The organism is Streptomyces sp. NPDC048278 (assembly GCF_040652195.1).
In the GTDB taxonomy this organism is placed as follows: Bacteria; Actinomycetota; Actinomycetes; order Streptomycetales; family Streptomycetaceae; genus Streptomyces.
Genome location: NZ_JBEZLP010000001.1, coordinates 236,822 through 259,978, shown reverse-complemented (window position 1 = coordinate 259,978; position 23,157 = coordinate 236,822). Strand labels below are relative to the sequence as shown.

Sequence of the window (23,157 nt, the reverse complement as noted above, 5' to 3'; positions counted from 1 at the left end):
CCGCCGGGAGCCCGCCGTTCAGAGCGAGGTGAGCCAGTCGTAGGCCACGCGCGCGGTGAACTCCGCCTGGCCGCCGCGCAGCAGAAGATCCGCCGTGCCGAACCGATCGGCCTGCGCGGCGACATAGGGGACCGCGATGCAGCGCATCCCGGCGGCGTGCGCCGCCGCCAGGCCCGGAGCGGCGTCCTCCAGCACCACGCAGTCGGCCGGTGCTGCGCCGAGGCGGCGGGCCGCCTCCAGGAAGACGTCCGGCTCCGGTTTGCCACGCGGCACCTCGTCGGCCGAGACCGTGGTGCGCAGATACGCGTCGAGGCCCGTGCCGGCCAGGATCGCCTCGATCGCGTCCGGCGAGGAACCGGAGGCCACCGCCGACGGGACGCCCTCGGCCGCCAGCAGCTCCACGAACTTCCGCATCTCCGGGTACGTGCGCGTGCGGGTCCTGGCCAGCTCCAGGTAGCGCCGGTTCGCCTCCGCGAGCAGCTCCGCCACCGGGGGCCGCAGTCCATGGCGGTCGCGCAGCAGGGTCACCGTCTCCAGCGTGCTGATGCCGACGAGGCGCTCGTGCTCCGCCCAGGTGTAGTCCGTGACGCCGTGCCCGGCCAGCAGTTGCCGCGTGGCCTCGTAGTAGTTCGGCTCGCTGTCCACGAGTGTTCCGTCGAGATCGAAGATGACCGCCAGGCCGCCGAGATTGCTCATGTGACCAGGATGCCGTTACCCGCGTGCGGCCCGGCCGACGGACTCCACCAGCGGCAGCAGCCGGTGCGGAACCCGTTCGCGCAGCGCCACCTCGGTACGGGTGCGCACCACGCCCGGCAGGCTGATCAGCTTCTGGATCACGTCCTCCAGATGCGCGTTGTCCCGCGCCACCACCCGGGTCAGCAGATCCCCGCCGCCCGTGATCGAGAACGCCTCCACGATCTCCGGTACGGCGGCCAGCGCGTCCCCGACGTCGTCCAGATGCCCCTGGGTGACCTCGATGTGCACGAAGGCCAGCACCGGGTGGCCGAGTGCGCCGGGGGAGAGGGAGGGGCCGGTGCCCGTGATCACACCGTCCCGCTCCAGCCGGTCGAGCCGGGCCTGGAGCGTGCCCCGGGCGACCCCGAGCACCCGGGCGTACTCGCGCACGCTGGTGCGCGGCTGCTCCAGCAGCAGCCGCAGGATGCGGGTGTCGAGCTCGTCCACGGTCATGACCCACGACTGTACCAATGGCTCACCGGCGTTCCCGGCCGACCTGGGCCATTGGCATGTCGGTCGACATACCGTGTGCCTCATGGCCGGACCATTGGCCCAGCAGAATCGACGCCGCTTGAGCCAGTAGCCCCTCCGGTGCTCTCATGGGTGTGTCGATGGCGCTGCGGATCCCCGCGGCGCCATTTCTGTGCCGTCCGCGGAGGGGGAAGCAGTGCTGAAGACGGTGTTCGTGGCTCCGGACCCGGGGCGGGTACGGCTGCGCTTCGCCGCGCGCGCCGTGCTCGGCATCGGCCTCGCCGTCGTGCTCTGCGCACTCGCCGGGCACTCCCTCGCGGGCGCCGTCACCGGCGGTCTCGCCGCGCTGCTCGCGCTCTTCACCGTCGCGGACCCCACGGTCCGCGGACAGGCCGTCACCACCGCGCTGCTGCCCGTCGTGGGCCTGCCGGTGCTCTCGGCCGCGGCCGGGCTGCACGACCTCCCGGTCGCCCGCGACCTGGTCCTCCTCGCCGTGGTCGGTGCGGGTGTCTATGCGCGCCGCTGGGGTCCGCGCGGCCACAGCCTGGGCGTGTTCGCGTTCATGACCTTCTTCGTCGCCCAGTTCCTGCACGCCACCCCCGGACAGCTGCCCGAGCTGTACGCCGCCGTCCTGCTCGCCGTGCCCGGCGCCGCCGCCGTCCGCTTCGGCCTCTGGTGCTACGAGCGCAGGCTGCCCCCGTCGCCGGTTCCCGCACCGCCCGCCGGCACCGGCCTGGCCCGGGTGACCACCCGGCAGGCGGTCCAGGCGACCGCGGGCGCCGGGTTCGCGCTCGTCGCCGGCCAGCTGGTGTCCGGCCAGCGCTGGTACTGGGCGGTCGGCGCCACCTGGTGGATCTTCGTCAACACCGCCTCCCGCGGCGAGACCCTGGTGCGCGGCTTCCGCCGGGTCCTCGGCACCGCCATCGGCATCGCGCTGGGCCTGCTGGTCGCCACGCCCGTGCACGGCGCACCGGTTCCCACCGCGGTCCTGGTCGCGGTCGCCGTGTTCGGCATCTTCTACACGGCCGCCGTCTCCTACACCTGGATGATGCTCTGGGTGACCTTCCTCGCCGAGCTGCTCTACGGCCTCCTCGGCGTCCTCACCCCCGGCCTGCTGACGCTGCGGCTGGCCGAGACCGCGGTGGGCGCCCTCGGTGCCGTTCTCGCCGTGCTGTTCGTGCTGCCGGTCACCACCCACCTCACCACCGACGCCTGGATCCAGCGCGCCCTGCGCTGCGTGCACGCCTGCACAGCCGAGGCCGCCGCCCGGCTCGCCGGCTCCGCCGACGCCGACCCGGCACCCCGGGTGGCCGAACTGGAACAGCTCCTCGCCCGGGTACGGCTCTCCGTCGCCCCTCTCGTCCACCCGCTCAACCCGATGCGCGGGCGCAGGCGCCGGGCCCGCCGCGTCCTCGCCCTGCTGGACGACTGCGCCCGCGAGATCCGCGGCCTGGTCACGGTCGCCGCCGACCCGGAGGCCTCGCACGACGCCCGGCTGGCCGCCGCCTGCTGGCGCGTCGAGGCGGCCGTCGAGGCACTCACCGGAGGCTCGGAGCACATCGCCGCCCCCGCCGAGCCCCCCACCGAACCCGCCCTCGCCCATCTGCACGGCCTGGAGCGCGCCCTGTCCGAACTCGCCGGGCCGCTGCACACCCCCTCGGGCTCACCCCTGGTCGGCGCCTGAGACGCGCCGCCCCGCACGCCCTGGTCTAGACCGCCAGCTGCTACCGTCGGCCCCGGGCGGGCTCGAACCGACCCTTTCCGGCTCGTACCGGCTCGTGGTGGCTCACAGCGACACAGCGACAAGCGATAGGGGACAGCGGTGGCAGACGGCGGCAGGCGGCGCAGGGCGTTCATCGGGTCGTTCACCGCCGCGGGGGGCCCGGGGGTCGTCACGGCGGCGGTCCGTCCGGACAGCGGCGCCCTGGCCCTCCTGGAGAGCGTCGACGGCGTCCCCGACCCGTCGTATCTCGCACTCGCTCCCGGCGGGCGCACCCTGTACGCGGTCAGCGAGACCGCCGACGGTGCGGTGGCCGCGTACCACGTCCACGACGACAAGCCGCGCCTCGCCGGGCCGCCGGTCCCGGTCGACGCCAGCGGCCCCACCCACCTCAGTGTCTTCGACGGCCATGTCCTGACCGCCAACTACGGCTCCGGCAGCGTCACCGCCGTCCCCGTCCGCCCCGACGGCACCCTCGCCCCCGCCCCCTCCGGGCAGCTCCGGCACACCGGCTCGGGCCCGCACGAACGCCGCCAGCGCGGCCCGCACGCCCACCAGGTGCAGCCCGACCCCAGCGGTCGCTGGGCGGTCAGCGTGGACCTGGGCACCGACTCGGTCCGCGTCTGCACCCTGGACGCGGGCACCCCCGCCCTCCACCGCGAGTTCGCCCTGCGCCCCGGCTCCGGCCCGCGCCACCTGGCCTTCCACCCCGGCGGCCGGTACGCCTACGTCGTCAACGAGCTCACCCCGACCGTGACCGTCTGCCGCTGGGACGCCGGCACCGGCGTCCTCACACCCCTGACGGAGACCCCGGTCCTGCCCGGCGCCCCGGCCGGCGACGCCTACCCGTCCGGCATCGCCGTCTCGCCCGACGGCCGGTTCCTCTGGACGGCGACCAGGGGCGAGGACGTCCTGACCACGTTCACGGTCGACGGCGACCAACTGCATCTGACGGCGACCGTCCCCTGCGGAGGCCACTGGCCCCGGGCGATCACCGAATCGGGCGGCTTCCTGTACGCCGCCAACGAGCGCTCCGGCAACATCACCTGGTTCACCGTCGACCAGCACACCGGCCAGCCCCGCTACGACGGCTCGGTGGAACTCCCGGCCCCGTCCTGCATCGTCTTCGCCTGAAGCACCCCGCCGCTCAAGGCCCCCCGCTGCTTGAAGCGCCCTGCAAGGGGCGCGGGGAACTGCGCGCTCAACCCCCACCGGCAAGCAGCCGAAGACGCACCGGCCCCCCGGCACAAAGGGACCCGCCCCCCTGGAGGAACGGGCCCTTGACTCACGTCGGCCGACGCGCGAAGCGCATCACCGCACCGGCGTACCCTGCGGCTGCTGCGGCGCGATGCCCAGCGCCGTCGTGTACTTCGCCAGCGCCAGCTTCCCGATCGCCGGGTACGCCCCGAGCGGCTCGGCGGTGGCGCAACCGGCCTCCTCCGCTGCCGCGGCCAGCAGCGCCGCGTCGATCTCCGGCCCTATCAGGTACGGCGCCAGCGCCAGCTGCTGCGACCCCGAACCCCGCAGCTGCTCCGCCACGGAGGCGATCGAACCCTCCTGGTCCAGCGCGGCGGCCATCACCGGCACGGCCAGACGCGCGGCGAGCAGCATGCCGGTGATCCCGGCGGCCTGCACGGCCTCGTCGCCGCCCACGGACGCCAGGACGATGCCGTCCGCCGCCGTCGCCACGGTGAACAGCCTGGCACGGTCGGCACGGGCCAGTCCCGCCTCGGAGAGACGCACGTGCAGCGCCTCGGCGAGCAGCGGGTGCGGGCCGAGCACGTCGGTCAGGTCGGCGGCGACGCGGCTCTCCATGACCGCGTGGCGGACCTGGCGCAGCAGCGCGCTGTCAGGACCGGCCAGCAGCGGAACGACGACGGCGACCGGGCCGTCCGGGGCCTTGATCCCCTCGACGCCGGCGGCGACGGCCTGCTCGTAGCGGGCGGTACGCTCCTCGGCCGCACGGGCGAGCACGGACTGGAGGGTGGGGAACTCCGCGTCGTCACCGTCCAGGTACCCGATGCGGGCGTCGAGGCCGGGCAGCTCGGAGCGGGCGATGCTCACGACCTCCTCGGCGAGGCTGCGCGTGGCGGCGCTGGGCGTACCGGGCACCGCCAGGACGAGCGCGGGCGCGTCCTCAGGAGCCACCAGCGGCTCGGGGCGGCGGTGCCGTCCGGGCTGGCGGGGGCGCGGCATTCGTACTGGCAGGCCGGCGGGCCCAGTGGGGGAGCTCATGGCGCCGCATGTTACTGGCTATCTGGGCTCCCTTGTTCGGGGAGGGTGCAGGTGAGCGGTATCCGTCCGCTTTTGTCTGATGAGTTACGCATGATTCGGAGGGGATCGCGTCACCTGTCGGACACTGCGTGCCCGAGCGGGATCAATAGCCTTTTTTCTGTACAGGTTTCATGTGCACAACGGAAAACAGCTTTTCATCACCCGGCAGAGTGACCCGCCCGGCCGCCAGGTCACTCGCGACGCGTACCGCTCCGTGCAGTGGATCGCCCTCCGCCGGCACCTGTCGCGCCTGCGGGAGCAGCCGCGCCAACTCCCCGGCCAGCGGTAGGAGAAGCGGGTCGCCGAGCCTGACCAGGCCGCCGGTGAGGGCGACCAGGGGTTCGCCCTCCGCGGGGCAGACGGCGGCGGCCGACTCGGCCAGGTGCCGGGCGGCGGCACCCACGATCGCGACGGCGGCCGGGTCGCCCGCACCGGCGCACTCCGCGACCCGCGGGGCGAAGGAGGCCAGCACGGCGGGCCGGTCGGCGCGCGGATAGAGCTGCTCCGGCAGTCCGGGCAGCGGCCCGAACATGTCCTCGGCACCGGCCCGCAGCGCGGCCGAGCCGCCGTCCCGGCCGTCGAAGGCCCGCAGCGCCGCCTCCAGCCCGGCCCGGCCGATCCAGGCACCGCTGCCGCAGTCGCCCAGCAGATGCCCCCAGCCGTCCGCCCGCCGCCACCGGGCGAGATCGGTACCGATCGCGATCGCCCCGGTCCCGGCGGCGACCACCGCGCCGGGTCGCGGACCCAGGGCGCCGACGTACGCGGTCACGGCGTCGGCGGCCAGCGCGACCGTCCGCACCCCGAGCTCGCGGGCCAGCGCGCCCGGCAGTTCGGCCCGCAGCGCGTCGCCGAGACTGGCCAGCCCGGCGGCACCGACGACGGCCGTCGTCACCTGCCCCAGTCCGTACGAGTCCGCCAACGCCCTTGCCATGGGCAGGAGTTGTTCCAGCAGGTGCCCGGGGTCGATACCCCGCGCCGCGGTCCGTACCGGCTCCCGGGACGCCAGGGGCGCCGACGGCTCCCGTCCCGGCGCACCCACGACGGCCCGCAGCCCGGAGCCGCCGGAGTCGACGGCGAGGAACCCCGCGTCCCGGGGCCCGCCGCCCTCGTCGCTCACGGCAGTTGCCAGTCCACCGGCTGTCCCCCCTGCTGGATCAGCAGGTCGTTGGCACGGCTGAACGGGCGGGAGCCGAAGAACCCGCGGTCCGCCGACATGGGCGAGGGATGCGCGGACTCCACCGCCGGCAACTGACCGAGCAGCGGGCGGAGATTGCGGGCGTCGCGGCCCCACAGGATGGACACCAGCGGCTTGCCGCGGCCGGCCAGTGCCCGGATCGCCTGCTCGGTGACCTCCTCCCAGCCCTTGCCCCGGTGCGCGGCCGGGCTGCGCGGGGCCGTGGTGAGCGCCCTGTTGAGCAGCAGGACGCCCTGCCGGGTCCACGGGGTGAGGTCGCCGTTGGACGGCTGGGGCAGCCCCAGGTCGGTGTTCAGCTCCCGGTAGATGTTGATCAGGCTGCCCGGCAGCGGGCGTACCTCGGGCGCGACCGAGAACGACAGCCCCACCGCGTGCCCCGGGGTCGGGTACGGGTCCTGGCCGACGATCAGGACGCGGACGTCGTCGAAGGGCTGCTGGAAGGCGCGCAGGACGTTCGGCCCGGCCGGGAGGTAGGTGCGTCCCGCGGCGATCTCCGCGCGCAGGAAGTCGCCCATCGCGGCGATCCTCCCGGCCACTGGTTCCAGGGCCTTCGCCCAGCCCGGTTCGACGATTTCATGCAAGGGTCGTGGTGCCACGGCGTCACCCTACTGCCGTACACGGGTCGGCGATCAAGCTGAGGCCATCGTGGTCGCGGGACGACCGAGGACGACCGGACCGTAGCCACGGTCGACCGGAACCGCCCTCCCCTGGCGGACCCGGCCTCAGGCCACGACCGCCGCGCGCACGCACAGCACGTCCGGCAGGTGGGAGGCCAACTGGCGCCAGCTGTCGCCGTCGTCGGCCGAGGCGAACACCTCGCCGTTGCGGTTGCCGAAGTACACGCCGGCCGGATCCGCGTCGTCCGTGCAGAGCGCGTCGCGCAGCACCGTGCCGTAGTGGTCCTCGGGCGGCAGCCCCGCCGACAGCGGCTCCCAGGTCCGGCCCGCGTCGGCCGTGCGGAACACCCGGCACCGGTGCCGGGCGGGCACCCGGTCGGCGTCCGCGTTGATCGGGAAGACGTACGCCGTCTCCCCGCGGTGCGGATGAGTGGCCGCCGCGAAGCCGAACGTGGACGGCAGCCCCTCGCCGATGTCGGTCCAGTGCGCCCCCGCGTCGTCGCTCCGGTACACCCCCCAGTGGTTCTGCAGGTACAGCCGGTCCGGATCCCCCGCGTCCTGCGCGATCTTGTGCACGCACTGGCCGAACTCCGGATCGGGGTCCGGCAGGAACACCGCGGAGACACCGGAGTTGGACGGCGTCCAGCTGGCGCCGCCGTCGCCGGAGCGGAACACGCCGGCCGTCGAGACGGCGACCGTCACCGCCTTCGGGTCGCGCCGGTCGGTGACCACGGTGTGCAGGCCCTCACCGCCCCCGCCCGGCACCCACCTGTCGCGCGTCGGGTGCTCCCACAGCGGGCGGACCAGCTCGAAGCTCTCCCCGCGGTCCTCCGACCGGTACAGCGCGGCCGGTTCCGTGCCCGCGTAGACCACGTCCGGTTCGGCGGCGGCCGGGTGGAGCTGCCAGACCCGCTCCAGCGAGGCGCCGGTGTCCTTGGGGAACTTCACGGCGGGCCGGGCCGGTTCGGACCAGGTGCGGCCCAGGTCGTCGGAGTGGAACACCGAAGGCCCCCAGTGGGCGCTGTCGCCGCCCGCCAGGAGCCGGGGCCGCGCGGCCCGGGTGTCGATGGCGACCGAGTAGATCGCCTGCGCGTTGAAGTAGGGACTCTCGTCGAACTCCCAGGCGCCACCTTGCCGCCTCCCGAGGAAGAGCCCCTTGCGGGTCCCCACGGCGAGCAGAACCTCGGTCATGCCGATCACCTCCATGACGTCCTTGTCACAGCCGACTCCCAGACACCGGCCAGTCTGCACCCCGCCACTGACAGTCACCCCGGAGCCGGCGTCGGCGCAGGTCGGAGCCGCCGTGTCGACGGGTCGGACAAGACGGCGGAACGCGTTCCGGGAGACGCCTGCGCGAGCGGGGTCAGTCGTGCGACCGTCGACTCGGAGTTCGCCGTGAGCAACAGGGCGGTCGCTCCCGTATGGGAGGGCGGTCCGGGCTGTCCGTGCGCGCGTGAGGAGGATGCCTTTGAAGGCGTTCCGTGGTCCGAAGGTCTGGCTGTGGCGCTGGCGGCGCAACCCGCTGAAGCGCCGTGCCGACACGATGGAGGCCTGGGTGCTGCTCGGCGCCTGGCTGCTCACCCTGCTGGCCGGGGTGTTCGCGGGGCTCGCGGCGGCCCGGTCGGTCGAGGACGGCCTGGCCCGTGAGCGCGTCGAATGGCACCCGGTCGTCGCCCATGTCATGGACGAGGCCCCCGGCTCGGCGGCAGCCACGTCCGGCGACTCCGGCTCCTCCGAGTCCTCGGGGTCCTCGGGGTCCTCCGGGTCCTCCGGGTCCTCGGCGTCGTCGAACGGCGAACGGGTCTGGGCGCGCGTGGGCTGGACCGTCGCCGACGGCTCCGCGCACACCGGCCAGGCGCGGGTCCCCGCCGGCAGCAAGGTCGGCACGCCGGTCACCGTCTGGACGGACCCCCAGGGGCATCTCGTCACCCGGCCCGCCACCACCTCCGAGGCCCACCTCCGCTCCGCGCTGATCGGCGGCCTGGTCGGGCTGAGCGCGGCGGCCGTCCCGTTCGTCGCCGGGCTGGTGGCGCGGGGCCGGCTGGAGCGGCGGCGGATGGACCGCTGGGACGCTGAATGGGCGCGGCTCGGACCGCAGTGGGGCCGGATGACCGGCTGACACCGGCGCCCGGCTGACACTTGCGCCCGGCTGACACCGGCGCCCGGCGGGCCGTGGCGCCCGCGCCCTGCGGCTGACCGGCTGTCGGTCAGACGGTCAGCCAGTGAGCTGGTCAAGCCGGTCAAGGGGACTGCTGAGCCAGCGCCCGGCGGCAGTGGGCGAGCAACTGCTCGTCCTGGGCGATGTCGTGGCTGCCGTACCCGCCCGGTCGTGCCGTGTGCCGCCGGGCGGCGGCGAGTTCGTCCGTCACCAGGTCGCGCAGCGGTGCGCCCGCCGGGCCCATCGCGGCCAGGCACCCGGCGATCGCGCCCCGGGTGTACGGGTTCTCCGACCAGGCGGCCCGGAACACCGGGAGCACGGGCTCCGGATCCCCGTCGATCCGCCACAACGCCTCGGCGGCAGCCGCCCGTTCCCACACCCGCCCCGACCCGGCCAGCCGGCGCAGCGCGGGCAGCGCGCCGCGGGCCGCCGGACCCAGCCGGCCCAGCTGCTCGGCCGCCGTCCGGGCGCTGCGGGTGCGGCCGTGCGTCAGCTCCCGCAGCAGCACCGGGAGTACGGTGGCCGCGTCCCCCTCCGCCGACCACAGGGCCCCCGCCGCCAGGGCGGCGTGCCGGGTGTCCAGCAACCCGCGCAGGACCGGCGCCGCCGCCCGGGCACCGGTGCCCAGGACGTCGAGCGCCCGTACCGCCTGCCCGACGAGGGCTTCCCGGGCCCCCAGCCCGTCCGGTGCGCCGCGCAGCAGCCGCAGCACCTCCGGCACGGCCGCCGGGTCCTTGAGGGCGGTGACCGCCGCCAGCAGGGGGACGGCCAGTTCGGCGACCTCGGGCGAGTCCGGGTCGACCCGGCCGAGCCGGCGGCGCAGCGCGGGCGCGAGCGGGGCGGCGGCCGGACCCAGATGCACGATCTCGAAGCCCAGGCCACCGGGCACCACCGGTCTCGCCAGCACCTGGGACAGGGCCGGCACCGCGCGCGGGTCGCCGCTTCTGGCCAGCGCCTTCAACGGGCCGCCCAGCGAGGGTCTGTCGCGCTCCCGGGTGTGCACCCACAGGTCCGGCCGCACGGTCACCAGCGCGTGGAGCTCGTCGGCGGCCGGCGTGGCCAGCCCGAACAGCTCCACGAGCACCGTGACCGCCGCATCCCGCAACTGGTCCTGCTCCCGGCCCAGTTGCCTGCCTATCAGCGACACCGGCGCGGTGAAGTCCGCCCGCCAGCCACGGAACAGCCCGGCCGACATCCGCACCGCGTTGCACCGGTCCATCGGGTCCGGGCTGCCCAACTGGCCGACGAGCAGCGCGATCCGGTCCGCCACCCGGTCGTCCAGCGCCCGGTGCAGGGTGCGCAGCAGATAGGAGCCCTCCTCGTCCGACGGCCGCAGCCGCCGTATCCGGCCCACCAGGGTGTCCGTCTCCACCCGCTCCGGACCTGCGGCGCGTCGCTCCGACCGCTCCCTGAGCAGCCGGACCGCGGTCGGCACCAGATCGGCGGGCAGCCGCTCCGGCGCGCCGAGGCCCAGCTGCCCGAGGGCCGCCAGCCGCGCCGTCGGGGCGTACGGCGGTCCGCTCTGCGCGGCCAGCAACTCCACCGCCCCGGCCGCCCGGTCGGGACGGCACCGTGCGAACAGCCCGAGGGCCTCGGTCAGGGCGAGCAGCACCTGTTCGTCGCGCTCGACCGTGATCCGCCGCCGTAACAGGGCCAGCACCCGGTCCGGTTCGTCGAGGAACCGGACCAGCGCACCGGGCACCGCGCGGCGCACCCCGGGGCAGGGGTCGTCGGCCAGCGGTACGAGCGCTTCGGCGCCGGCGCCGACGGCGGCCCGGGCCCGTGAACCGGCGCTCTCCGAGCCGATGCTGACCAGCAGTTCCACTATGGCGCCCCGGTCATGCACCTCCGGGCGGGAGGCGAGCGCGAACAGGAACGGGACGCAGGCGAGCGTCGAGTCGTACACACTCCCCTGGTGGTGCACCGAGCCGTACATCCCGTCGAGCGCGACCTCCCGTTCGGCCGCGTCCGCGGAGGCCAGTCCGCGCAGCAGTCCGGGCACGTCCGCCGCGCTGCCGTACGCGTGCCGCAGCGAGGCCCAGTCGACCTCGTCGATCCCCGTGAACACCGTTGTCCTCCCCAGGCGAGTACCACCTGTTCCGGAGTCTGCACCACGGCACTGACAACGATGCGGAATCGGACGGCAACTGTGTGCGATCCGTCGGCGGTCACCGGTCGCAGACGGATCGCACAGGGATCAGTTCCGGCCAGGCAGCGCCCGCTCCAGGATCGCGTCGAACCCGGTGCCGGCGGGCAGGGTGCCGAACGCGTACCCCCAGTCGCCGCCGAGCCGGGTCGCGCAGAAGGCGTCCGCCACGGCCGCCGGGGCGTACCGGACCAGCAGCGAGGCCTGTAGCGCCAGCGCCATCCGCTCGACCAGCCGGCGCGCCCCCACCTGGTCGGTCTCGGCCAGTTCGGTCTTCAGCCGGGTCACGGCGGCGTCCAGCCGGGCGTCCGCGCCGCGCGCCTGCGCGAGTTCGCCGAACAGGGCGTCGGCGGCGCCGGGTTCGCGGGACAGCGCGCGCAGCACGTCGAGCGCGTTGACGTTGCCCGAGCCCTCCCAGATCGACAGCAGCGGGGCCTCGCGGTAGTGCCGGGGCATGCCGGAGTCCTCGACGTACCCGTTGCCGCCGAGGCACTCCAGGGCCTCCGCGGTGAAGGCCGGACCGCGCTTGGTGACCCAGTACTTGCCGACGGCGGTCGCGATCCGCCGGAAGGCCCGCTCCTGCTCGTCCCCGCGCACCGCGCGGTCCGCCGCCCCCGCCAGCCGCAGGGTGAGCGTGGTCGCGGCCTCCGACTCGACGGCCAGGTCGGCCAGCACGTTGCGCATCAGCGGCTGGTCGACGAGCCGCGCGCCGAACGCGCTGCGGTGGCGCACATGGTGACCCGCCTCGACGAGCGTCTTGCGCATCAGGGTCGCCGAGTTCATCACGCAGTCGAGCCGGGTGCAGTTGACCATCTCGATGATGGTCTTCACCCCGCGCCCCTCGGGACCGACCAGCCAGGCCACGGTCCCGTCGAACTCGGGCTCCGAGGAGGCGTTGGACCGGTTGCCGAGCTTGTCCTTCAGCCGCTGGATGCGGAACGCGTTGCGGCTGCCGTCCGGCAGCACGCGCGGGACGAGGAAGCAGGACAGGCCGCCCGGCGCCTGGGCCAAGACCAGGAAGACGTCGCACATCGGCGCCGAGGTGAACCACTTGTGCCCGCGCAGGGTGTAGACCCCCGGCTCGGCCGTGGGCGTGGCGGCCGTCGTGTTCGTCCGGACGTCCGAACCGCCCTGCTTCTCGGTCATGCCCATCCCGGCGAGCAGCCCCGGCTTCTCCGTCGGCACGCGCAGCCCCGGCTCGTACTCCCGGCTCGTCAGCAGCGGCTCGTAGACCTTGGCCAGCTCGGTCTGGGCGCGCAGGGCGGGAACGGCGGCGTAGGTCATGGACGTGGGACAGCCGTGGCCGGATTCGGTGTGCCCCCACACCAGGCCGCCGGCCGTCCGCGCGACGTGGGCCCCCGCCCGGTCGTCCGCCCAGGCGGCCCCGGCCAGACCCTCCGCCACCGCCGTCCGCATCAGGTGGTGCCAGCTGGGGTGGAAGTCGACCTCGTCGATCCGGTTGCCGTACCGGTCGTGGGTGCGCAGCTCCGGCTCGTGCCGGTTGGCCAGCTCACCCCACTCCTGCGCCTCCGCGCTCCCGGCCCGCACCCCGAGCCGCCGGATCCCCGCCTCGGCCCACTCCGCACCCTCCCGGCGCAGCCCCTCCAGCAGGGCCGGGTCGTCGGAGGCGTCGTAGGGGGCGAGCGGCGTCGCCTGGTTGGTGACGTCATGGGTGGCGTACTGCGGCTGCGGGAGTGCGGCGGTCGAGTCCATGGCTCCCATGTTGCAGTGATCCTGCGACCGCATCAATAGTGCAACATGACGCCGCACGTACAGTACGTGACCATGCGCATGAAGGATGTGCCCGCAGAACCTGCCGAGCCCGCAGTGCCCGCAGTGCCCGCAGTGCCCGCTGAGCCCGCAGTGCCCGCTGAGCTTGCAGTGCCCGCAGTGCCCGCAGTGCCCGCTGAGCCCCCCGCGTCCGCGGACGTCGGCCTGCGGCCCCTGTCCGCCCGGTCGGTCGTGCTGAGCCTGCTGCTGGGCACGCATCCGCCGGAGCTGCCGGTGAAGGACCTGATCAGGTTCGTCGAGCCCTTCGGGGTCGGCGGCTCCACGCTCCGCGCCGCGCTCAGCCGCATGACGGCCGCCGGCGACCTGCGCCGCACCGACGACGCCGTCTACGGCCTCAGTGACCGCCTGCTGGCCCGCCAGCGCCGCCAGGACGAGGCGGTACGGCCACGTACGCGCGCGTGGCGGGGCGACTGGGAGATGCTGGTCGTCACGGCCACGGGCCGCGGGCCGGCCGCACGAGCCGACCTGCGCACCCGCCTGACCGCCCTGCGGCTGGCCGAACTCCGCGAGGGCGTCTGGCTGCGTCCGGCGAACCTCGCGAGGCGGTTCCCCGCCGACCTGGCGGCGACCGCCCAGTCCTACACGGCCCGCCCCGACCGCCCCGCACCCGAACTCGCCGCCGACCTCTGGCCGTTGACCACCTGGTCCGGCACCGCCCGGGCCCTCCTGGCCCGGGCGTCGGAATCCCGCCTCCCGGCCGACCGCTTCACGGTCTTCGCGGCGGCGGTACGGCACCTGCTGACCGACCCCGTCCTGCCCTCGGAACTCCTGCCCGCCGACTGGCCGGGCGACGAACTGCGCGCCGCGTACGCCGCGTACCGCACGGAACTGAGCGGGCCGACCGGGGCCGAGCGGGCCGACGAGGGCTGAGCGGGCCGACGAGGGCTGAGCGGGCCGACCGGGGGGCTGAGTTCGCCGTCGGGGAACGCGACCGGCTGATCACGGCGGCCGGGCCAGGCGAGGCGGCTTGACCTTACCCTCGGGGGCAGGGTTTAGCGTGCGTCGAGGTGAGAGACATGCGGATCAGTGAGCTCGCCCGCCGGGCGGGCGTGACGGTCAAGGCGGTGCGCTACTACGAGTCCCTGGGACTGCTCGCGCCCGACCGGCTGGCCAACGGCTACCGGGACTACGGCGAGGGCGACGTACGGCTCGCGCGGGAGATCCGGACGCTCGGCAGGCTCGGCATCCCGGTGGAGCGCACCCGTCCCTTCCTGGACTGCCTCGTGGTCGGGCACCAGCACGCCGACGACTGTCCCGCCTCGCTGGCCGAGTACCGGGAGGCGATCGACGAGATCACCCGGCGCATCGACGGGCTCACCGCCCGCCGGACGGCCCTGGTCGCGCACCTGCACGAGGCCGCGCACCGCAACAGCCGGGTCCCCCCGGCCGGCCGTGCCGAAGGAGAGGACCCGATGACCGACTACCTGAGTCTGCCCGCCGACCTGCCCGTCCCCGAGGACGACGGCGCGGCCGACCATCTGCCGGGTACGGAGATGCCGTACCTGGAACTGCGGGCCACCGGCGGCGGGACGGTCCGTCTCGACGCGCTCGGCACGGGCCGGACCGTGCTCTACGTCTACCCGCTCACCGGACGCCCGGGCACCGACCTGCCCGAGGGGTGGAACGCGATCCCCGGGGCGCGCGGCTGCACCCCGGAGGCGTGCGGTTTCCGCGACCACCACCAGGAGCTGCTGGCCGCCGGCGCGGCAGGGGTGTACGGCCTGTCCAGCCAGGACACCGCCTACCAGGAGGAGGTCGTCGAACGGCTCCGGCTGCCGTTCCGGATGCTCTCCGACCCCACGCACGGCCTGACCCGCACCCTCGCTCTGCCGACGTTCGACTCAGCCGGTGCGACGCTCTACAGGCGGCTCACGCTGATCGTCCGGGACGGCGTGATCGAGCACGTCTTCTACCCGGTCTTCCCGCCGGACGAGCACGCAGGCCAGGTACTGGACTGGCTGCGCGCCAACCCCCGACAGCCCGCCGCCGCCCGATAGGACGAACGACCCTTGGAGTCATCCGTGTTCACCGGTCTGAGCGCCTTTCCGCTCACCCCGATCGCCGCCGACGGAAACGTCGATGAGGAAGCCTTCGCCCACCTGGTCCGCCGCCTCGCCGCGGCCGGCGTCGACTCGGTCGGCGCGCTGGGCTCCACGGGGTCGTACGCCTACCTCACGCTCCGGGAGCGGGCCCGTGCCGCCCGTATCGCGGTGGAGCACGCCGACGGCGTTCCGGTCGTCGTGGGCATCGGGGCACTGCGCACCCGGGACGTGCTGGCGGCGGCCGAGGACGCGCAGAAGGCCGGGGTCGCGGGCGTGCTGCTCGCCCCGGTGTCGTACCAGCCGCTGACCGACGAGGAGGTGTTCGGGCTGTACGAGGACGTCACCGCGGACCTCTCCGTTCCGCTGGTGGTCTACGACAACCCGAGGACCACCCGGTTCGCCTTCACCGACGAGCTGTACGCGCGCGTGGCCCGGCTGCCCCGCGTGGCGTCGGTCAAGATTCCCGGGGTCCCCGCCGACCCGGCCCCGGCCCGGGCCCGGGTGGAGCGGCTGCGGGAGATCCTGCCGCCGCACGTGACCGTGGGGGTCAGCGGGGACGCGTTCGCGGCGGCCGGGCTGACCGCGGGCTGCGACGCCTGGTACTCGGTGACCGCAGGCACCCTCCCCGGACCGGCCCTCGCCATCACCAGGGCGGCCCAGGAAGGGCGGGCGGACCGGGCCCGGGAGGAGTCGGAGCGGCTCCAGCCGCTGTGGGACCTCTTCGCCCGGCACGGATCCCTGCGGGTCATCGCGGCAGTCGCCGCCGAACTCGGCCTCACGCCGCGCGACAGCCTCCCCCGCCCACTGCACGGCCTGGACGCACCCGACCGCGAGCAGGTCGCCGACGTGCTGCGGCGGCTCGGCCTCGCCGAGCTGTAGCCCGGGGCCCGGGGCGCGGCCGGGCGCCCCGGTTCACTTGTAGGTGACGTCCGAGCTCGCGTACTTGCAGTAGGTCCCGTCCGGCCCGCTCCCGTTCGTCGGCGGTTCCGCGCCCGTGTTGTTGCCGATGTACTTCTGGCAGGGCACGATCTTCCTGCTGCTGTCGCCGACGATCGTGATGTTCTTCAGCGTCGCGCTGTCGCCGTAGTTGGTGTTGATCCCGACCAGCGCGCTGCCCTTGTAGGTCGCCTCGATGGTGTTGAGGTTGATCGTGCGCTTGTACTGCGTGGAGCAGTTGCCGCACGAGCGGACCAGCTTGCCGAAGTTCTGCACCGCGAAGCCGGACACGTTCAGCGTCCCGGCGCCGTTGAACTGGAACACCTTGTCGCTGGCTTCCTTCGCGCCACCGCCGGAGACGGTGTACACGTTGGACGACGAGGAGCCGCGGAAGGTCGCCGCGTCCTCGCCGACGTCCTCCCACCACACGTTCTGCAGGGTGCAGCTGCCCTCGCAGTGGATGCCGTCCGCGGCGGGTGCGCCGATGATGACGTTCTTCAGGACGGTGCCCGCCGCCAGATCGAGGATCGGGTCCTGGTCCTCGCTCTGCCCGCCGCTGCCCAGGTCGCCGCTGCCGTACAGGCGGAGCATCCCGTAGTCCTTCGTGCCCGACAGCTTGATGGTCGCGGTGACCGCCTGGCTGCCGGTCGCGGTGGGCCAGGTGGCCGCGTTCGCCGGGCTCCCGCCTGTCATGAGCATGCCAAATGAGAGTCCCAGGACGGCCAGCCCGCCCGTCAGTGCGCGTGCACTGCTCCGTGCCCGTGAAGTCATGTCCCGTATGCCTTCTCTCGAGTGGAGGGTCCTGTCGGTGTCCCGCCGGTCATCGGTCGGGTTCCTGGTCGGAACGTAGAGGGAAAGCGCTTTCTGGTCAACGCTTCGCGTGCCGCCCTTTCCGGCCTCTCCGGTTCCTCGCCGGATGATGTGGGAGCGCTTCCATGAATGGGCGTGTCCATGCCACCATGCCGACGGCGGCTCTGCCTCCGCCCCCGCGCGCCAGGAAGGCTCCCGTGAAGCCACAGCCCAGCAGAACGCTGCTCAGCACGCTCCTCGGCACCTGTGTCCTCGCCCTCGCCCTGGTGGTGACCGCCACGGCTGTCACCGCGCTCGTGCGCGGTCCGCGCCCGGTCGCCCCGGTCGCCCCGGCCGCCCGCCAGGGCAGCCACTGGGTGAACACCTGGACCGGGATGCCCCAGCTCACCGAGGCCGGGAACCTGCCGCCCGCACCGTTCACGGGGGAGAGGGCGGTGCTGGCCGACACCACGCTGCGCCAGACCGTCCGCGTGACCGTCGGCGCCCACCGGCTCCGGCTGCGCTTCTCCAACGCCTACGGCGACACCCCGCTGCCGCTCACCGCGGTGACCGTGGCGCTGCCGGCGGGCGGACGCGCGGGGGTGAGCGCGATCGTGCCCGGCAGCCTGCGCCCGGTGACGTTCTCCGGGCGCGCCGCGACCGTCGTACCCGTCGGGGCCGAGGTCGTCTCCGATCCGGTGGACCTCGACCTGCTCCCGGGGGCCGACCTCACGGTCACGGCGTACACCGCCGAGGGCCAGCCCGACCTCGCGCTCACCTCGCACCCGGGCTCGCGCACCACGTCGTACCTGGCCCTCGGCGACCACACGCGGGACCCGGACCTGACGGGCGCGACCGCGGTCGACCACTGGTACCTGCTGAGCGACGTCGAGGTCCTGGCGCCCGCCGGGACCCGGGCCGTGGCGGTCCTCGGCGACTCCCTCACCGACGGCCGGGGGTCCACGACCAACGGCAACGACCGCTGGCCGGACCAGTTCTTCGACCGCCTCCGGTCCCGCCCGGACACCTCGGACATCGCCGTCCTCAACCAGGCGGCCGGCGGTAACCGCGTCCTCGCCGACGGCCTCGGCCCCAACGTCCTGGCCCGCCTCGACCGCGACGTCCTCTCCCGCAGCGGGGTCGCCTGGCTGATCGTCTTCGAAGGCGTCAACGACATCGGCACCGCCGCCGCCACCCCGCAGGCCCAGCGGGCCGTCGCCGACGACCTGATCGCCGCCTACCGGCAGATCGTCGTCCGCGCCCACGCCCAGGGCATCCGCGTCTACGGCGCCACCCTGCTGCCCTTCGGCGGCAACGCCTACGACGACGGCGCGGGCGTACGCGAGGCGGCCCGGCAGCGCGTCAACGACTGGATCAGGGGGCCCGGGCACTTCGACGCGGTGCTCGACTTCGACCGGGCGGTACGGGACCCGGCCGATCCGGTCCGCCTGCGGGCCGACCTCCAGGTGGGGGACTGGCTGCACCTCAACCCGACCGGATACGCGGCGCTGGCGGCGGCGGTGCCCGCGGGACTGTTCGGCGGGCGGTGAGCGCTACGCGGACTCGGCTCCGGTGGGGACCGTCCCCGGAGCCGAATCGGCGCGCGAGGGCAGGTGGTTGAAGAGCAGGTTCAGGACGATCGCCGTCAGGCAGCCGGCGCTGATGCCGCTGTTCATCACCGTCTGGAACCAGTCGGGGAACTTCGCGTAGACCGTCGGCACGCCCACCGGCAGCACGCCGACCGCGACCGAGACGGCCACCACCGTCAGGTTGTTGTTGCCCGTGAAGTCGACGTTCGCGAGCGTGCGCAGGCCGCTCGCCGCGACCGTGCCGAACATCACCAGACCGGCACCGCCCAGCACCGGAGCCGGAATCGCCGCGACCACCGCGCCCAGCTTGGGCAGCAGGCCGAGCAGCACCAGGATGCCGCCGGCCGCCGCGACCACCCAGCGGCTGCGCACCCGGGTCATGCCGACCAGGCCCACGTTCTGCGCGAACGCCGTGTACGGGAAGGTGTTGAAGACACCGCCGAGGACGGTCGAGAGGCCGTCGGCGCGCAGGCCGTCGGCGAGGGAGCGCGCCTCGACGCGGCGGCCGGTCAGCTCGCCGACCGCGAGCAGGTCACCGGTCGTCTCGGTCATCGTGACCAGGGCCACCACCAGCATGGAGACGATCGCCGAGGCCCGGAACGTCGGCGCCCCGAAGTGGAACGGCGTGCTGATGCCGAGCCAGTCGGCGTCCCCGACCCCGCTGAAGTCCGTGAACCCGAGGGGCACCGCCACCGCGAGGCCCACCGCGATGCCGATCAGGACCGCGATCCGGGCGAGGTAGGCGGGCGCGAACCGCTGCACGCCGAGCACCACCGCGAGCACGAAGGCCGCAAGCGCCAGGTTCTTCGGCTCCCCGAAGTCCTTCGCACCGACGCCGCCCGCCGCCCAGTTGCCGGCCACCGGCAGCAGCGAGACGCCGATGACCAGGATCACCGTGCCGGTGACCAGGGGCGGGAAGAAGCGCAGCAGTCTGCCGAAGACGGGTGCGAGCAGCATGATCGCCAGGCCCGCCACGATCACCGAGCCGTAGATCGCGGGGAGCCCGCCGCCCGTCGTGCCGATCAGGACCATCGGCGAGACCGCCGCGAACGTGCAGCCCTGCATGATCGGCAGCCGGACGCCGAACCGCCAGAAGCCGACGCATTGGATGAGCGTGGCGATGCCGCACACCAGCAGGTCGGCGGTGATCAGATACGCCAGGTCGGCGGGGGACAGCTTCATCGCGCCGCCCACGATCAGCGGGACGGCGACCGCGCCCGCGTACATCGCGAGCACGTGCTGGAGGCCGAACGCGGTCAACTGCCGTACGGGTGGGACCTCGTCGACGGGATGGACGGAGGCGCTGGTGGTGGCCATGGGGACTCCAGAGCGGGGACGACATCCGGACAGCACGAGACCGTAGGCGGTTTGAACAGTTTGTTGATTTCCGGTCTGTTGCCGATACGTGTCATGCCCACCTGGACACGGGCGGATTCCCTTCCGTTCCCGCTACGCCCCGGTCCGCGCCGCCGTCAGCAGGGAGTTCCAGTCGGCCAGCTTGACCACGCTCCGCCCGAGCCGGGCGCCGAGCGCCGCCTCGGCCCGCTCGATCGCCTGCCAGCCCGTCCACGGCACCGGTTCGATGCCGGCCGAGCGCAGCGCGGCGACCGGATCCGGGGCCACCTCCCGGCGCAGCAGCAGCGGCGCGTCTTCGAGCAGGGACGTCACCGTCTCCTTGGCGTCCGGCCGGTTGGTGCCGATGACGCCGGTGGGCCCCCGTTTGATCCAGCCGGCCACGTAGTCACCCGGCACGCCGAAACAGCCGTCCAGGACCCGGCCCGCCTCGTGCGGCACGGTGCCGCTCTCCTCGTCGAACGGGAGCCCGTCCAGCGGCACCCCGCGATAGCCCACCGAACGCAGCACCAACTGCGCTTCGACGGTCTCGTACTGCCCGGTTCCCCGCACCCTGCCGCGCGCGTCGAGTTCCGTCCGCTCGAAGAGCACCGCGCCCACCCGCCCGCCGTCGTCGAGGAACTCGACCGGGCGCAGGAAGAAGCGGAGCCAGATGCTGCGCTGGGCTCCCCGGTGGCCGGTGCCGCCCCAGTTCCGCAGCACCTCGATGTTGCGCCGCTGGGCGGCGGGCAGCGCGGAGGGGTCGGCGTAGGCCGGGTCGAGCCCCAACTCGTCCGGATCCAGCAGGACTTCGGTGCCCGGCAGGCCGCCCAGCTCGCGCAGCTCCTTGGTGGTGAACCGGGCCTGCGAGGGGCCTCGCCGACCCACCACGTGCACGTCTCTTATCCGGCTCGCCGCCAGCGCGGTCAGGGCCGCCTGCGGCATGTCGGTGGGGCTCAGCTCCGCCACGCCCCGGGCCAGCATCCGCGCCACGTCCACCGCGACGTTGCCGACCCCGATGACCACCGCCGACCGGGCGTCCCGCACGAACCCGGCGTCGATCGCGTCCGGGTGCGCGCTGTACCAGGACACGAACTCGGTCGCCGACCAGCTGCCCGGCAGCTCCTCGCCGGGAATCCCGAGCCGCCGGTCGGTCGCGGCGCCCACGCAGTACACCACCGCGTGGTACATCTCCCGCAGCCGCTCCACCGGCAGCCCGCCCGTGCCCCCGACCCGGACCCCGCCGAGGAACCGCACCCGCTCGTGTTCGAGCACGGTGCGCAGGTTCCCCTGGAGGGACTTGATCTTCTCGTGGTCAGGGGCGACGCCGTACCGCACCAGTCCGTACGGGCACGGCAACCGGTCCAGGACGTCCACACGCACCGTGGAGTCGAGCTGGACGAGGTTCTGGGCGGTGTAGCACCCGCTCGGCCCGGAGCCGACGACGGCGACACGCAACACAGGGGGACTCCTTGCCCGAGGGGCTGGTGCCTCCAGCATCCCACCGGCCCGGTCGTCCAGACAGGGGCCGCTGGGGTGACGTGGATGCGCGTCCGGATGCCATGAGTGTGATCATGTGATCACGTTCCGCATGCGGCAGAAGCCGGAAACCGGAAGCCGGAGCCGGACCCCGGACATCAGGAGCCTGAAACCGGCAGTCCGGCCGCGGCCTTCGGGGTCAGGCGTTCGCCCGTTCCGCACCAACGCCCGCCACCGCCCGGAGGCCGCCGGCCCCGGCATCAGGGCTCGGGCTCGGGCTCGGACCTGGACTCCGACTCGGACCCGGGTCCCGGCTCGGTCCGGTCCTCCGTGGCGAAGAACCGCGACAGGTCCCGCCGTTCGGCCGCGGGTGCCGACTCCGGCGGCAGGCCCAGCTCCCGGTCGAGCCCGTAGCGCTCGAACAGCTCCGCCCGCAGCGCCGGGATCGGCATCGGCACGCCCGGCACCAGTGCCGCGTACACCGCGCCCATCAGCATCGCGCGCAGCATGGGGTAGTCGGTCTCGACGTGCTGCGAGCCGTACCGGGCGACGGTGTCGCCGAGCAGCTCCGCCAGCCGCCGCTGCTCGGGGCACTGCACGAAGCCCTCGGCCTGCAGCAGGCCCGCCATGTGCTGGCGCATCAGCACCGGACGGTCCTGCGCGAGACCCAGGATCGAGTCGATGGCCCGGGCCAGCCGCTCCCGCCCGTCCTCGGTGTGCGGCTCGTGCTCCAGCGCCTCCTCCAGCGTGCGGTGCATCAGCCGGTGCACGGCGGACTGGAGCAGCTGGCGCTTGCCCGGGAAGTAGTACGACACCAGTCCGCGCGCCGATCCCGCCCGGTCCGCGATGGCACCCAGCGTGGTCGCCTCGAAGCCGTGCTCGTCGACCAGCTCCACCGCGGCCTGGAGCAGCCGCTCGCGCGAACGCCTGCGCAATTCTTCATTGACCGAGGGGCTGCGCGGGGACATCCTGGAACTCCTGCGTTGACTGGCTGCCAGCCAACTATAATCGACGCAGTGGGCACCGCCCTGTGCGGGGCCTGTTCAGGGCTGCCGTCCGTCCGGGGCGACACGGGGGAGCGTCTCGGGCGGACGGCAGCCCTGAACAGGCCTGGGTGGGCGTGGCCGGTCGGCGGGCCGCGCCCACCAGGTCCAGGACCGGCAGCAGCGCGTTCGGCCGTTCGGCCACCGGCAGATGGTCCACGAAGTGCACCCGGCAGCCGAGCGCCGCCGCCCCGCCGTCGGCATGCCTGCTGTCCCCGACCATCAGCGTCTCGCCCGGCTCGGCCCCGAGCGCGTCGAGGGCGACCGTGAAGAGCCGCGGATCGGGTTTCTGGACGCCGTGTTCGTACGACAGGACGTAGGCGTCCACGTAGGCGTCGAGCCCGTGCTCGCGGAAGACCGGGCGCAGGTCCCAGCCGATGTTGCTGACCACACCGACCCCGACGCCGTGCTCGCGCAGCGTCCGCAGGACCCGGGCGGCGTCGGGGTAAGGCGACCAGGCGCGCGGGTCCATGTGCCGCTCGTACAGGGCGTCGTGCAGACCGGGATCCGGCAGGGCCACCCGCCGGGACAGGCCGGTGTACGCGGCCCGGTGCAGCTCCGCGCTCTCGTCCCGCACCGCCCACACCCCGGACAGCTCCGCGGGCACCGCGACCGGGAAGGCGCCGCCGGGCTGTGCCCCTGCCACTTCCAGCGCCCGCGCGGCCTCCGTCGACTCGGCCTCGGAGAGCGGTACTCCGGTGCCGGCGAGCACCGCCCGCAGCCAGGATTCGGTGGACTCGATGCGGAAGAGGGTTCCGGAGAAGTCGAAGAGCACGGCGGTCGGGAGCACAGCGGTGGAGGGCGCGGCAGTCATGTGCCGGACTCTACCGACGGCCGTCG

Annotated in this window: 19 protein-coding genes and 1 pseudogene; 7 read left to right on the top strand and 13 right to left on the bottom strand. The window is 74.0% G+C overall.

Annotated elements, in window-relative coordinates:
- Positions 1–18 precede the first annotated feature (18 nt).
- Both AB0D74_RS01240 and AB0D74_RS01235 read right to left on the bottom strand, forming a co-directional pair.
- Positions 19–696: an HAD family phosphatase gene (locus AB0D74_RS01240; RefSeq protein WP_362578880.1), complete on the bottom strand. Its 678-nt coding sequence runs from the start codon at positions 694–696 to the stop codon at positions 19–21.
- Positions 697–711: 15 nt separating this feature from the next.
- Positions 712–1,188, bottom strand: coding sequence for an Lrp/AsnC family transcriptional regulator (locus AB0D74_RS01235; protein WP_362578876.1), 477 nt, complete (start codon positions 1,186–1,188; stop codon positions 712–714).
- A gap of 214 nt (positions 1,189–1,402) precedes the next feature.
- On the opposite strand from AB0D74_RS01235, the gene AB0D74_RS01230 reads away from it, so the two are divergent.
- Both AB0D74_RS01230 and AB0D74_RS01225 read left to right on the top strand, forming a co-directional pair.
- The gene (locus AB0D74_RS01230; RefSeq protein WP_362578873.1) at positions 1,403–2,890 is read left to right on the top strand and encodes an FUSC family protein; all 1,488 of its coding nucleotides are present in this window, start codon (positions 1,403–1,405) and stop codon (positions 2,888–2,890) included.
- A gap of 138 nt (positions 2,891–3,028) precedes the next feature.
- Complete coding sequence (locus tag AB0D74_RS01225; RefSeq protein WP_362578870.1) at positions 3,029–4,060, top strand: lactonase family protein; 1,032 nt, start codon at positions 3,029–3,031, stop codon at positions 4,058–4,060.
- A gap of 177 nt (positions 4,061–4,237) precedes the next feature.
- On the opposite strand, the gene AB0D74_RS01220 is transcribed toward AB0D74_RS01225, so the two are convergent.
- The 4 genes from AB0D74_RS01220 to AB0D74_RS01205 all read right to left on the bottom strand — a co-directional run bounded on the left by AB0D74_RS01220 (position 4,238) and on the right by AB0D74_RS01205 (position 8,203).
- Positions 4,238–5,161 carry a hypothetical protein gene (locus AB0D74_RS01220; RefSeq protein ID WP_362578867.1) on the bottom strand — a complete coding sequence of 308 codons (924 nt, stop codon included), beginning with the start codon at positions 5,159–5,161 and terminating at the stop codon, positions 4,238–4,240.
- A 142-nt stretch (positions 5,162–5,303) separates the two neighbouring features.
- Positions 5,304–6,317 carry a BadF/BadG/BcrA/BcrD ATPase family protein gene (locus AB0D74_RS01215; RefSeq protein ID WP_362578864.1) on the bottom strand — a complete coding sequence of 338 codons (1,014 nt, stop codon included), beginning with the start codon at positions 6,315–6,317 and terminating at the stop codon, positions 5,304–5,306.
- A complete protein-coding gene (locus AB0D74_RS01210; RefSeq protein ID WP_362578861.1) occupies positions 6,314–6,991 on the bottom strand; it encodes a uracil-DNA glycosylase in 678 nt (225 codons plus the stop codon). The genes AB0D74_RS01215 and AB0D74_RS01210 overlap by 4 nt, the downstream gene beginning before the upstream one ends.
- Before the next feature lie 126 nt (positions 6,992–7,117).
- Positions 7,118–8,203: a sialidase family protein gene (locus AB0D74_RS01205; RefSeq protein ID WP_362578858.1), complete on the bottom strand. Its 1,086-nt coding sequence runs from the start codon at positions 8,201–8,203 to the stop codon at positions 7,118–7,120.
- A gap of 271 nt (positions 8,204–8,474) precedes the next feature.
- Here AB0D74_RS01205 and AB0D74_RS01200 point away from each other — a divergent pair, with 271 nt between their 5' ends.
- Positions 8,475–9,131, top strand: coding sequence for a hypothetical protein (locus tag AB0D74_RS01200; RefSeq protein ID WP_362578856.1), 657 nt, complete (start codon positions 8,475–8,477; stop codon positions 9,129–9,131).
- 121 nt (positions 9,132–9,252) lie between these two features.
- Here the strand turns inward: AB0D74_RS01200 and AB0D74_RS01195 are convergent, their stop codons facing one another.
- Entirely contained in the window at positions 9,253–11,238 is a 1,986-nt protein-coding gene (locus AB0D74_RS01195) for a HEAT repeat domain-containing protein (RefSeq protein ID WP_362578853.1), read from the bottom strand.
- A gap of 129 nt (positions 11,239–11,367) precedes the next feature.
- Positions 11,368–13,029 carry an acyl-CoA dehydrogenase family protein gene (locus AB0D74_RS01190; RefSeq protein ID WP_362578850.1) on the bottom strand — a complete coding sequence of 554 codons (1,662 nt, stop codon included), beginning with the start codon at positions 13,027–13,029 and terminating at the stop codon, positions 11,368–11,370.
- 177 nt (positions 13,030–13,206) lie between these two features.
- Between AB0D74_RS01190 and AB0D74_RS01185 the strand changes: the two genes are divergently transcribed.
- The 3 genes from AB0D74_RS01185 (at position 13,207) to AB0D74_RS01175 (ending at position 16,028) form a co-directional block, all read left to right on the top strand.
- Positions 13,207–13,977, top strand: a complete 771-nt coding sequence (locus AB0D74_RS01185; protein WP_362578847.1) for a PaaX family transcriptional regulator C-terminal domain-containing protein — start codon at positions 13,207–13,209, stop codon at positions 13,975–13,977.
- Between the two features lie 146 nt (positions 13,978–14,123).
- On the top strand, positions 14,124–15,104 hold the full coding sequence (locus AB0D74_RS01180; RefSeq protein WP_362578845.1) for a redoxin family protein: 981 nt from the start codon (positions 14,124–14,126) through the stop codon (positions 15,102–15,104).
- A gap of 24 nt (positions 15,105–15,128) precedes the next feature.
- Positions 15,129–16,028: a dihydrodipicolinate synthase family protein gene (locus tag AB0D74_RS01175; RefSeq protein ID WP_362578843.1), complete on the top strand. Its 900-nt coding sequence runs from the start codon at positions 15,129–15,131 to the stop codon at positions 16,026–16,028.
- Positions 16,029–16,061: 33 nt separating this feature from the next.
- On the opposite strand, the gene AB0D74_RS01170 is transcribed toward AB0D74_RS01175, so the two are convergent.
- Positions 16,062–16,856: a pectate lyase gene (locus AB0D74_RS01170; RefSeq protein ID WP_362578841.1), complete on the bottom strand. Its 795-nt coding sequence runs from the start codon at positions 16,854–16,856 to the stop codon at positions 16,062–16,064.
- 188 nt (positions 16,857–17,044) lie between these two features.
- Between AB0D74_RS01170 and AB0D74_RS01165 the strand changes: the two genes are divergently transcribed.
- The gene (locus AB0D74_RS01165) at positions 17,045–18,424 is read left to right on the top strand and encodes an SGNH/GDSL hydrolase family protein (protein ID WP_362580133.1); all 1,380 of its coding nucleotides are present in this window, start codon (positions 17,045–17,047) and stop codon (positions 18,422–18,424) included.
- A 3-nt stretch (positions 18,425–18,427) separates the two neighbouring features.
- Here AB0D74_RS01165 and AB0D74_RS01160 read toward each other — a convergent pair whose 3' ends face one another.
- The 4 genes and pseudogenes from AB0D74_RS01160 to AB0D74_RS01145 all read right to left on the bottom strand — a co-directional run.
- A complete protein-coding gene (locus tag AB0D74_RS01160; RefSeq protein WP_362578838.1) occupies positions 18,428–19,780 on the bottom strand; it encodes a nucleobase:cation symporter-2 family protein in 1,353 nt (450 codons plus the stop codon).
- 132 nt (positions 19,781–19,912) lie between these two features.
- Positions 19,913–21,256 (bottom strand): FAD-dependent oxidoreductase, encoded by a 1,344-nt coding sequence (locus AB0D74_RS01155; RefSeq protein ID WP_362578835.1) that lies wholly within the window; start codon positions 21,254–21,256, stop codon positions 19,913–19,915.
- 278 nt (positions 21,257–21,534) lie between these two features.
- A complete protein-coding gene (locus tag AB0D74_RS01150; protein ID WP_362578832.1) occupies positions 21,535–22,242 on the bottom strand; it encodes a helix-turn-helix domain-containing protein in 708 nt (235 codons plus the stop codon).
- A gap of 172 nt (positions 22,243–22,414) precedes the next feature.
- Positions 22,415–23,131: pseudogene (locus AB0D74_RS01145) on the bottom strand (HAD-IA family hydrolase); the annotation flags it as partial.
- Positions 23,132–23,157 lie beyond the last annotated feature (26 nt).

Bases quoted from the DNA above. Each gene is read 5' to 3' on its own strand.
- AB0D74_RS01235 (WP_362578876.1), bottom strand. From the start codon at position 1,188: ATGACCGTGGACGAGCTCGACACCCGCATCCTGCGGCTGCTGCTGGAG.
- AB0D74_RS01180 (WP_362578845.1), top strand. From the start codon at position 14,124: ATGCGGATCAGTGAGCTCGCCCGCCGGGCGGGCGTGACGGTCAAGGCG.
- AB0D74_RS01150 (WP_362578832.1), bottom strand. From the start codon at position 22,242: ATGTCCCCGCGCAGCCCCTCGGTCAATGAAGAATTGCGCAGGCGTTCG.
- AB0D74_RS01165 (WP_362580133.1), top strand. From the start codon at position 17,045: ATGCCGACGGCGGCTCTGCCTCCGCCCCCGCGCGCCAGGAAGGCTCCC.
- AB0D74_RS01240 (WP_362578880.1), bottom strand. From the start codon at position 696: ATGAGCAATCTCGGCGGCCTGGCGGTCATCTTCGATCTCGACGGAACA.
- AB0D74_RS01160 (WP_362578838.1), bottom strand. From the start codon at position 19,780: ATGGCCACCACCAGCGCCTCCGTCCATCCCGTCGACGAGGTCCCACCC.
- AB0D74_RS01170 (WP_362578841.1), bottom strand. From the start codon at position 16,856: ATGACTTCACGGGCACGGAGCAGTGCACGCGCACTGACGGGCGGGCTG.
- AB0D74_RS01220 (WP_362578867.1), bottom strand. From the start codon at position 5,161: ATGAGCTCCCCCACTGGGCCCGCCGGCCTGCCAGTACGAATGCCGCGC.
- AB0D74_RS01190 (WP_362578850.1), bottom strand. From the start codon at position 13,029: ATGGACTCGACCGCCGCACTCCCGCAGCCGCAGTACGCCACCCATGAC.
- AB0D74_RS01200 (WP_362578856.1), top strand. From the start codon at position 8,475: ATGCCTTTGAAGGCGTTCCGTGGTCCGAAGGTCTGGCTGTGGCGCTGG.
- AB0D74_RS01205 (WP_362578858.1), bottom strand. From the start codon at position 8,203: ATGACCGAGGTTCTGCTCGCCGTGGGGACCCGCAAGGGGCTCTTCCTC.